The following is a 10,443-nucleotide window of genomic DNA, read 5'->3' on the forward strand; positions in this document are numbered from 1 at the left end:
GCTGTCTGCCGAGCTTGAGTTCGCCGATCAATCAAAAATCGGAACCAATCGTTTGCAATCGAGACACTTTCTGTCTTATTCACCTCACATACTCTCTCGTGACCGCGATCAAATCAATTAAACTCGATGCGTCAGATCGCGCCGGTATACAAATTGTTGCCGGTTACCCTCCAAGGAAACAGTCAATTGAGAATTGCTTGGTATTTTCCAGGGAATGCATTCAGCGAATGGGCCGACCTTCACAGCGAAGTGCCGCTGAAGCTCCGCACGCGATATTTCTAGAGTTGAGAATCGAGATCTGCGGCGACCTCCTAATCGCTCGTGCCACTAGGCAACAAAATAATAACCACATTGAGGAGATCGGCGATGACCATATCGGGGCGACACACCATCATTACTCACGGACGCTTAGCCATACGAGAGCTTCGCCTCGATGCCGCGCGCAATCGACGACACGGCTTACAAATCCTGTCGTTTGAGCAATTGGCGGTGCGTCTTGCAGGCGGCTTTACTAGGCCGATCGACGATGAGAGTCTCCGCACCGCGATCCAGGTTGTCTTGCCAGCCACTCCGCTCGGCGAGTTGGAGAGCATCAAACTGTTGCCCGGTATGATTGATGCGTCGGCCGACTCCCTTCAAAGAGCGTGGCGCGCGGGCATCGATCTAGCGGCGCGTGCCGCGGATCATCCCCGTCTCGACTCCATCGCGCGACTTGAAGCTGCGGTCCTGGCGCACTTGCCCCCTGGGATGATGCGGCCGGCCGATTTGGTTGCGGAAGCTTGTCTGCGCCTTGATCATGCTAAGGCCGTCTTCGGCCCCGTCGAGATCGTCGGAATGACTGAGCTTTCGCCCTGCTGGCGTCCGCTCTTGCAGGCACTGGACGCGTATACCCCAGTGACATGGACTGCGGGACCGCGCACTACGCCCGCCTGGCTCGAGAGGAGCGGTATCCCCATCACCCGAACCGAGCCTCAAGCGCCCGCCGTGAGCGCCGTTAGCGCCGCCACCGCCTACCATGAGGCTATCGAAGCAGTTCGCTGGGCTCGGAGCCTATTGGCGTCCGGCGAGGCCAAGCCCGCCGACATTGCCATAGCCGCTGCCTCGACGGCCGAGTACGACGAGCACTTCCTATCGCTTCGCGCGGACGCCAACCTCGATCTGCACTTCATCCACGGCGTCAAAGTCACGACAACAAGGGACGGCCAAGCCGCCGCCGCGCTCGCCGACATTCTTATCCGTGGTCTGTCACAGACGCGTATGCGTCGCTTAGCAGCGCTCTGCGGATCCGAGGCAGGTCCGTTTCAGGCTCTGCCCGTCGGCTGGATGCGCATCCTGCCAACCAACGCGCCGCTGACTTCCGCCGTCGCTTGGACACGCTTGCTTGATCGGCTGACGGCGGCAAACTGGCCCGACGAGCAGGATCACTCCGCGACGCTGCGCGGCATCATTGGCCTCCTCGCCAACGGCCACGCTGCGGCAGAAGAGATCGGCGCTGCGCTTCTTAACGGTCGAGCGCTGGCCATCTGGCGCAAGGCGCTGCTGGCCGGTCCATCCGGGTCTCTCGACACGACCATCGAAACTTTGAATCAGGATGACGGTTTAGAGGCCTGCGTCTCCGTCACCTGGATGCCAGCCAGCGCATTGGCAGCGTCGCCGCGCCGGTTCGTTCGGCTAGTAGGTCTCAATTCATCGCGTTGGCCACGCGGCATTTCCGAAGACCGCCTGATCTCGGATCACATCATTCCCACCGTCGAGCTCGATCCGATCCCGGTGGGAGCGGGCGATCGCCGAAATTTCGAGACAATTCTTGCGACGACTTCGTCTCAGATAGTCCTGTCGCGGTCTCGCCGTGACAGCGAGGGCCGCCTCCTCGGACGCAGTTCACTGCTCGGTGGCCACTCCGACGAGATCTACATCCATCGCAACGCGATTCCGAACCATGCTTTCAGCGAGACCGACCGACTGATGGCCCGACCGCAAGAGTTTGCGCATGAGCCGCAGGCGGTCAGTGCAGCGATCTGCTGGCGCGACTGGCACCGCAAGGAGATCACGTCCCATGACGGCCTAGTCCGCTCCGATCATCCTTTACTGCTTGCCATTTTGGGCCGGACGCAGTCGGCTAGTTCGCTCAAGCTCCTTCTGCGGAGCCCACTAGGCTTTGTTTGGAAATACGGAATGCATATGCAGATGCCCGAGAGCGGGGCCGATCCGCTCGTCCTCGATGCGCTGAGCATGGGCGACCTCGTCCACACGATGCTGGAGGTCGCACTCCAAAAACTAGAGGCGGCAGGCGGTCTCGCCAATGCCGACGATAAACAAATCGCAACGGCAGTGCGGGACGCCGCTGGCGAAGTTACGGGTGCCTGGGAGAGTGAACGAGCCGTCCCTCCAGCCGTCATCTGGCGACGGACGCTAGATGAAGCAAGTGTGCTCACCACCCGCGCGCTCACATATGGCGATGAGCGCCTCACCGACGCCCGATCATATGGCGAGGTGGCGTTTGGCGGAGCCAGCTCCAAATCAGCCACCGTCGGCCCGTGGGATCCCACAACCGCTGTCGAGATCCCGGACACCGGGTTTCGTATCGCCGGCTATATCGATCGCCTCGATCTCTCAGGCGACGGCAAGCGCGCCCTGGTCCGCGACTACAAAACCGGTCGCCCCCCCAAGGACAACATAAGCCTCGACGGCGGCCGCGAGTTGCAACGCTGCCTCTACGCCTTCGCCGTGAAGGCGCTGCTTGGTGCGGACGTATCGATCAGCGCATCTCTGCTCTACCCGCGCGACGAGATAGATCTGCAGCTCGCCGATCCCGAAGCCACCCTGGTCGAAATCACTGGTTATCTTCAGACAGCGCGTGCCAATCTTACAGCCGGCAACGCGCTGATCGGACCGGACACCGGCGGGACCTATGACGATCTGGCTTTCGCTTTACCGGCGAACGCGGGCGTCACCTATTGCAAGCGCAAGCTCTCCGCCGCTACCGAAATATTCGGATCTGCCGTACAAGTCTGGGAGTCGCATTGATGACCACCACAGTTAAAGTCCTTCGCGATGACGACGCACGCCGCGAGGCGATCAGCGTGCATGATCGCTCTATCCTGGTCGAGGCCGGAGCCGGGTCGGGTAAGACGGCTGTCATGGCCGGTCGGATCGCGGTTATGTTGGCTGAGGGCATCGCGCCCAAATCCGTCGCGGCCGTAACATTCACGGAACTAGCGGCCAGCGAATTACTGGTCCGGGTGCGCGACTTCGTCAGCGACCTCGCGGCCGGGAACATCCCGACCGACTTGCGTATCGCCTTGCCCGACGGTCTCTCGTATACCCATAAGGACAACCTTGCGACAGCCAGCGCAGCGATTGACGAGATTACCTGCTCAACGATTCACGGCTTCTGCCAGCGACTGATCAAGCCTTACCCGGTCGAGGCTGATATAGATCCAGGTGCCAGCGTGATGGATCGCAACCAGGCCGACCTCGCCTTTATCGAGATTGTCGAGACCTGGCTGCGCGAGCAGCTCTCGGGCGCCGAAGGCGGGATCATCGCCGAGATGGTCCTTCAGAATCCGGGCGAGACCGTCGGCCTGATCCACAAGATCGTCGGGAACCTACGTCGGCGGCGCACGGTGTCCGCCCCGCCGGTACTCCCCCTCGCGCCGCGCCTACGAGCGTTTCACGACGCGGCAGAGGCTTTCGCTGAATTCATCAAGACAGCGCCTGCGGTCGAGGAAGAAACGGCGACGTTCGCCGAGCGGTTCGCCGAAATGGCGCGGGCCCTCAATGACGCGCAAGTTGCCGAAACGCCAGCCGGGCTGGTCCGCCTGCTGATTTCCCGGCCACACGGCGACCTCTGCACCAAGAGCGGACCTTTCGTAGCCTTCAAGAAGAAGGGCAAATGGGTCGATGCCGCCAAGCGCGAGGGCTTGGCCAAGGCTGATGGCGAGCGTCTTAATACGGCGGCTGAAAACCACTACGCGGCGTGCTGCGGCGCATGGCAAACCATGCTCGAGAATGTCGCCAGTCGGGTTCTGTCCGATCTGATTGCCCAGGTGCAGCCGGTCCTACACCGCTTCCGTGTTCATAAGCGCTCAGCGGCTCTGCTTGATTTTGACGATCTGATCTTTGCGGCGCGCGGACTTTTGCGCGACCACGATGCTGTTCGCCGCGCGCTCGCCGCACGCTTCGCTCACGTACTGGTCGACGAATTCCAAGACACTGATCCGCTGCAGACGGAGATTTTCTGGCGTCTCTGCGGCGAGCCACCCGCGGACGGCGCAACCGATGACTGGGTGGCATTCAGCATCCGTCCCGGGGCCTTATTTCTGGTCGGTGACCCCAAACAGGCGATCTATCGCTTTCGCGGCGCTGACGTGAGCGCATATGTGCGCGCGCGTGATGCGTTTCTCGCTCAGGATCCCAAGAGCGTTCTTTCGATCTCGACCAACTTTCGTTCCTGCGCGCCCATTCTGACCTATGTGAACGAGCGCTTCGAAGCCCTACTGTCGAGCGAGGGACAGCCTGGCTTTGTCGCACTCGATTCCTTTCACGGAGATCGCGGCGAGGCGCTGTGTGTCGCGGCTTTGGATGTGGCTGTCGCCGACGAAACTGGCAAGGCATCCGCCGAACAGCAGCGTGACGCCGAAGCCGAAGCCGTCGCCGAGATGTGTGGCCGCCTGATTGGCAGCGAGATGATACTCGATCGCCGCAGCGGCACCGGCCGCCTCTGCCGGCCGGGCGACATTGCCTTGCTCGCCCCCACCGGGAGCGACCTTTGGCGGTATGAAGAGGCGCTCGAACGGCAAGGCATCCCTGTAGCCACGCAGGCGGGCAAGGGACTCTTTCGCCGCCAGGAGATTCAGGACCTGATCGCCCTGACCCGCGTCCTCGCCGACCGGCGCGACAGCCTCGCCTTGGGCGCATTGCTGCGCGGCCCGCTCGTCGGGCTGACCGAAGAAGAGCTTCTCGACATCATCTGGGGGCTGCCGCGATCCAAGGATCATCCCGACGCAATACCCAGGCTCCATCTCGGCCTGGACGCCAGCAGCATCGAGCACCCGCTAGCTCGAACGGCGCTCGAGAAGCTGCAGGCGCTTTATCGTCGGGCGAATGGCACCACCCCGCACGATCTTCTGTCGCAAGCGGTCGATGTGATGCGGGTGCGCCCCATCCTGCTCGAACGGCACCGCGGACAGGCCGAGCGCGCACTGGCCAACGTTGACCTCTACCTCAGTCTCACGACCGCCTTCGCGATTCGGGGCCTTCGCGCCTTTGCCGAGACTATGACGGCAGCATGGGCCGACGAATCACGTGCGGTTGAAGGGCGCCCCGACGCCCAGGAAGAAGCCATCGCCCTCTACACAATGCACGCAGCCAAAGGCCTCGAGTGGCCGATCGTCGTGCCAGTCAACACCATGACCGGGATCATGGTGCCGGAAACCGCGGTGACCGATCGTGAGAGCGACATCTTCTATTGTCCAGTCTTCGGTGTGCGGCCGGCCGGCTATGAGAAGGCTCGCGAAGCTGAAAAAGCCGAGCTCGACCGGGAGCGCATCCGCCTGTGGTACGTTGCCGCCACGCGGGCGCGTGAACTGCTTGTCCTGCCCCGGCTTGATTCAACCCCATCGAAATCGGCCTGGATATCGCTGCTTGACCTCTCGCTCGCCGACCTTCCAGCGCTCGATCTGTCTCACCTTCCGTCGGACATGGGGGCAACAGCGACCGCCCAAGGCAACTCACAGACTCGCGAGGTCTTTGTGGCAGAAGCAGCAGCGATCGCCGACTGTCACCACCGCTTGACCTGGTTGGCTCCAAGCCGTGACGAAGGCAGCACTGTGCCTGTTCTGACGCCGAAAGAGATGGAAATCTGGGCAGCAAACGGCCTTGGTCAGGCGGACGAGGATGCCTCTGCGACCACCATCCAGGGCGGCCGCGAACGCGGGCTCATTCTGCACAAGCTCCTGGAAGAGGTTCTGACTGGCGAAACCGAAGATGACATGGTCTCATTGACCGAACGTGCGCTATTGCTCACCACGGCGATGGGCAAACTGGTCGTTGATGACTCAGCTCAGGGCCTTTCGCCCTTAGAGTTGGCAGGGTGCGTGACCCGTACCCTCGCCTTGCCAGAAATCGCTGAACTTCGGCCGACTCTTGTACCGGAGTTCTCAGTCTATGCCTCAGTGCTTGTCGATAACGTTGAACAGGCGACGGCGGGCGTTATCGACGCCGCGAGCATAGGACCGGATGGCAAGCCGCAAACTGTCATCGATTGGAAAAGCGATATTCAGCCGAGCCCGGAGACGACGGAGCATTACCGCGCACAGGTCCGGAACTATCTCGATATGACCGGTACTGAACTCGGGCTGATCGTATTCGTGACGTCGGGCCTTATTTTGCCCGTTTCGCCCACGCCCACTCTTGCGGCCACCTAAAACAACGATCCGGGAACCGCGCACGTTATTTTTGGCCTGGATCGTTCTCGACGATGTTGACTGGGATGCCCTGAATCCGGTAGAGGTCAGATTGACCAACACCGGCATTTTGCTCGTCCGGCAGCAGACGCTTCCACTTTGTATCGAGGATGGCAAGCATCTGATTGTCAAAGTGCACACAAAGGTCCGGGCGAAGCATGAAGCGCGGACTTTCTGCGCTATCGGAGACGAGACTTTTTACGGGACGCTCGCGCGTGAGCCTGAGGCAGTTAGCAAGGGGGTCCAGGCCCATTCGGCCGCCGCCCTCCCCCCAGCGGAAATGGACAGCCCATGGATCTTCGACAACAGAAAGCAGGTGGTATTCGCCACGTTGCCTCACATGGCGACGGAGGCAACCGCCAAATTGCGAGATTTGCTTCTCACTATGGCGCAGTGAAATCAGGTTAATAAAGGAAGTAATTTCGTTCGATTGGTGGCGGATTCGCTAACGCTCCACGGCGCTCCCGGCCATCACTACCACTTTCTCGCGGGCGTTCATACTCATCGCGGCTTACAACCGGAAGCCGCCCTCCTACTAAGCTTTTCAATTCCTCGAATGCCTGGTGAAGAAGTGCGCCCCAAGCGCGCTCGACGCTGGTGAGCGTTGCATCGTCCTTCTCGCACGACCAGCCAGCGCGTGCGGATCGCCCATCCGTAAAACGGGCCTCCACGACCGCTCAAGATTTGGGCCGATAGTGCCGATAACCAGTTGTGAAGAACTTTACTCCCCATGTCCATGCTCGATCGCTCGATCATTAGCGTACTGCCAGATGGCGCCTCAAGTAACGAATACATCAGCACCCCGGAAGTTCATAGAAGGCTGAGTGTATTCGAGCCCGAAATGCCCGTCATCAAGACGGTACAACGACGACTCGAGCGCATGTGCGACGAAGGCCTCGTCGAGCAAGACAAGCGGGGTGTTGCGCTGCACTGGCGAAAGCGTGCCGGTGCAAGCGGCATGGCAGCAAAGGCGGGCTCGATGATGACGCGCGATGAGGCGCTCGCGCTGCAGACGCTCAAGCGCTTTTCCTCGCGGCAGATCCCCGTACTGGTCGCTGAGCACTTGTCCGCCATGTTCCACGTTGCGCAGCACCGGCTGGAAATCGTTCACAGCGAGGACGACCGGCGTTACTTGAAATGGGCCGATAAAGTCGCGGTTGAAAGCGGCGCATTCACACTGAAATACCCGGTCGTTGATGGTGCCATCTTCTCCGCGGTGTCACAGGCGTTGTTCTATGAGCGCAAGCTCGAAATCGTCTACCGGCCGCGCAACAAGATAAACAATGAAGAGGCAAAGGTCATTCTTCCGCTAGGGCTCGTAGAAGTAGGCGGTCTCGTGTACCTGATAGGCGGCACGGAAGGACGTCCGAATCCGACCATGTATCGTCTGGACCGCCTTTGGCGCGCGGCCATGATGCTCGAATCGTTTGCCTACCCGAAATCGTTCCAGCTCGCCAATTACGTCAGGCAGCAGCGGCAATTTGACTTCATGGTAGAGGGCGAAATCCTGCTGAAACTGCGCTTCTCGCATGGCGCAGGCGATCATCTTCTCGAAACTCCTTTCGCCGATGACCAGAAAGACGAGCGTGCGGACGAGCGCCTCGAAGTACAAGGCACCACGCTTCTAAGCCAGCGACTGCGCTGGTGGCTGCGCTCGTTTGGGCCGACGGTGGAAGTGCTAGAACCGGCAAGCTTGCGCGCGGAACTGGCGAGTGAAGCGCATGTGCTCGCGGCCATGTACCGCAAATGAGCAGGAAACAGTGCTTCTCCTGATACGATAAAAACAATGGCTCGCATACTGCCTCACGGTTGGAAAGCGTTGCGCCTCAGCGGAGGCGCGCGGCGCGAAATCGAAACCTTGGTCCAGTTCGAGGCAGGACTTCCCGACGAATACACGGTTGATCATTCAGTTCACTGGACGCGTCGCGGCAATCGAGCAAAAAGCAGGCGCACTCGAAGAAACAGACGACGGTCTGACGAAAACGTATTCCGGAAATAGCAAGAATGTCGCGATTTAACTGGGCGGGCCGTCGCCGGGCTTCGTAGTCGACTCGACGGGGCGTTCGGCCCGAACAACTATCGCGTCGAGGAACTGCTTTATTGTCCGGATTACACGGTCCGCTATGCCGCCATCGCTGGAGTCAATCCTTCGCGCGTCGTGGACGCGTCGCGCCGTGACGTGCTTTCCAGTGTGATCGAGCAGATATTGCCTGCCCTCGAAGAACCGCTACCCTGCAATAGCCGGATCCATTCATTTTTCGCGGGAAAGCTATCTTTGATGCCCGATGCCGGCGCGATGATCGGCGAAGCATCGAAACTTGTCACACAGTTGTCGGACGGCCTTACGACGTGGGCGCGTCGCATTGAGGTCAAGCCGTTCCGGCTGCGCGTGATTGGAACAGCAGGCTCCGGAAAGACGCAACTGGCAATCGGCGTGCTGCACGACGCCGTAGCGGCGGGGCATCGGGGCTTGTATGTCTGTTACAACCGGCCGCTCGCCGACCACGTGTGCGCGATCGCGCCGCGCGAAGCGCACGCCATGACGTTCCACCAGTTGTGCGAAGCCGTCGCCAACGAAGCCGGAGGCAGCGCGGTGCAGGCCACGAACCAGGCATTAGTCGATGCGTTGGCGCTCGGATATCGTCCGGCCGATATTGCGGTGATAACGTTCCAGGGACGGTAAAAGTCGCTTCTTGCTAACCTCGACCAACTCGGTCGCCACCGGCTCCGCAGTTTCACCGGTAACTACGATGCGGCGGGCATACCGCTCTATCGGGACGGTGACTTTCTGTTAGAAACCGTCGATCGCTTCAAAGGACAATGCGCGCCTTGTGTGATTCTCACCGAGGTCGACTTTTCAGCGTTTGATGAGGGTTTACTGCGCCGGTTGTTTGTCGGCACGACGCGCGCGACGATGAAACTCATCGAGGTGATGTCTGAACGAGCAACGCGGATCTTGCTGGAGCGCTGCGCATAGGAAGCCCATCGGATCGCGGCCTCGGTTCGCACAACGACTGCTCAAGGGGCGGGCGTCGAGACATCTGACAGAAGTTCGAGCATGTGTTGCAGGCGTTTCCACTGCGCCTGCATCAGACCCGACGTACGGCTGATCTGAAGCACGCGGGCTCGCCAATAGCTCTGGCCGAACACGGAGTCGGCGCATTCGGCGCAAAGCACCTGTTCAAGATGTGCGATTGCGGCATCGACGTTCTTGATCGTATACGGACTGATACTGGCGAGGCTGATTTTCGTTTTCTCTTTCATTGACCCTCTTAGGTTGATCCATGCCGCGATGTCGTGTTTCATCTCGCGCCTGTATATAGATCGCGCTCCGCACGCTCACATCGGGCATTGCAGGATTACCATTTTGAATGCGGTTCGGGACATATCGCGTCCTAATTGCAAGCCCTCGAACTGCGTGGATCAGGAGAAAGACAAGTGACAAATCACGATTGAGACATCGACTGTCTTGTGAGAGCGTCATTGCCACGAGGCGCTTCAGTCGGCCACCATTGCGTGCAGCCGACACCATGGATAGAAAATATGGATTGAACGGTATGCACATCGCTACGCTCCGTCACGACGAAAGTGTGCAGCTCTATCAGACACGATTTGTCGCGACATACCGCTACAGTGCCGGTGACGGACGACAGTGGCCGCGAAACATCCTACGTAGATATAAGATAGCGACGTGAGCAGGTTTGCCTATTCCAACCGATCAGCCCTGAAGGAGCCGACATGGTGTCAAATAACTCTCCACTCGAGAGCCTTGCTGCTTTTGCGATTGTTTTCGTTGCGGGCGTATTGTCCACCGCAGTGCTGGGCAAATACATCGACAAGGTGCGCCGCGACGCGCGGGCCGCCGTGCGATGACCTGAATCAAGATAGGAAACGCAATGCCCATTCGCGCGCCAACGATGAAAGCAACATGCAGGAGGTGCGGCAAGCAACGGTTGTGGCCGCAACGCAGCGATGC

At 60.0% G+C, this 10,443-nt stretch carries 6 protein-coding genes and 1 pseudogene; 5 read left to right on the forward strand and 2 right to left on the reverse strand.

Annotation, left to right across the window (positions count from 1 at the left end; all coding sequences use genetic code 11):
• Positions 1-366: 366 nt before the first annotated feature.
• Together GSQ93_RS02420 and GSQ93_RS02425 are read left to right on the forward strand one after the other, a co-directional pair.
• Positions 367-3,027, forward strand: a complete 2,661-nt coding sequence (locus GSQ93_RS02420; RefSeq protein ID WP_158934080.1) for a PD-(D/E)XK nuclease family protein — start codon at positions 367-369, stop codon at positions 3,025-3,027.
• Positions 3,027-6,428 carry an exodeoxyribonuclease V subunit beta gene (locus tag GSQ93_RS02425; RefSeq protein WP_158934081.1) on the forward strand — a complete coding sequence of 1,134 codons (3,402 nt, stop codon included), beginning with the start codon at positions 3,027-3,029 and terminating at the stop codon, positions 6,426-6,428. The genes GSQ93_RS02420 and GSQ93_RS02425 overlap by 1 nt, the downstream gene beginning before the upstream one ends.
• A gap of 25 nt (positions 6,429-6,453) precedes the next feature.
• On the opposite strand, the gene GSQ93_RS02430 is transcribed toward GSQ93_RS02425, so the two are convergent.
• Positions 6,454-6,720, reverse strand: coding sequence for a hypothetical protein (locus tag GSQ93_RS02430; protein WP_158934082.1), 267 nt, complete (start codon positions 6,718-6,720; stop codon positions 6,454-6,456).
• Between the two features lie 588 nt (positions 6,721-7,308).
• Here GSQ93_RS02430 and GSQ93_RS02435 point away from each other — a divergent pair.
• Positions 7,309-8,217 carry a YafY family protein gene (locus GSQ93_RS02435; protein WP_254073717.1) on the forward strand — a complete coding sequence of 303 codons (909 nt, stop codon included), beginning with the start codon at positions 7,309-7,311 and terminating at the stop codon, positions 8,215-8,217.
• 36 nt (positions 8,218-8,253) lie between these two features.
• Positions 8,254-9,444 (forward strand): annotated as a pseudogene (locus GSQ93_RS02440) (ATP-binding domain-containing protein).
• 41 nt (positions 9,445-9,485) lie between these two features.
• Here GSQ93_RS02440 and GSQ93_RS02445 read toward each other — a convergent pair.
• Positions 9,486-9,731, reverse strand: coding sequence for a hypothetical protein (locus tag GSQ93_RS02445; protein WP_158934084.1), 246 nt, complete (start codon positions 9,729-9,731; stop codon positions 9,486-9,488).
• A 474-nt stretch (positions 9,732-10,205) separates the two neighbouring features.
• Here GSQ93_RS02445 and GSQ93_RS38495 point away from each other — a divergent pair, with 474 nt between their 5' ends.
• Positions 10,206-10,340, forward strand: a complete 135-nt coding sequence (locus tag GSQ93_RS38495; protein WP_301952042.1) for a hypothetical protein — start codon at positions 10,206-10,208, stop codon at positions 10,338-10,340.
• Positions 10,341-10,443 lie beyond the last annotated feature (103 nt).

The organism is Burkholderia sp. S171 (assembly GCF_009766085.1).
In the GTDB taxonomy this organism is placed as follows: domain Bacteria; phylum Pseudomonadota; class Gammaproteobacteria; order Burkholderiales; family Burkholderiaceae; genus Caballeronia.

Coding starts and splice junctions, on each gene's coding strand:
- GSQ93_RS02420 (WP_158934080.1), top strand. CDS start 367: ATGACCATATCGGGGCGACACACCATCATTACTCACGGACGCTTAGCC.
- GSQ93_RS02425 (WP_158934081.1), top strand. CDS start 3,027: ATGACCACCACAGTTAAAGTCCTTCGCGATGACGACGCACGCCGCGAG.
- GSQ93_RS02430 (WP_158934082.1), bottom strand. CDS start 6,720: ATGGGCCTGGACCCCCTTGCTAACTGCCTCAGGCTCACGCGCGAGCGT.
- GSQ93_RS02435 (WP_254073717.1), top strand. CDS start 7,309: ATGCCCGTCATCAAGACGGTACAACGACGACTCGAGCGCATGTGCGAC.
- GSQ93_RS02445 (WP_158934084.1), bottom strand. CDS start 9,731: ATGAAAGAGAAAACGAAAATCAGCCTCGCCAGTATCAGTCCGTATACG.
- GSQ93_RS38495 (WP_301952042.1), top strand. CDS start 10,206: ATGGTGTCAAATAACTCTCCACTCGAGAGCCTTGCTGCTTTTGCGATT.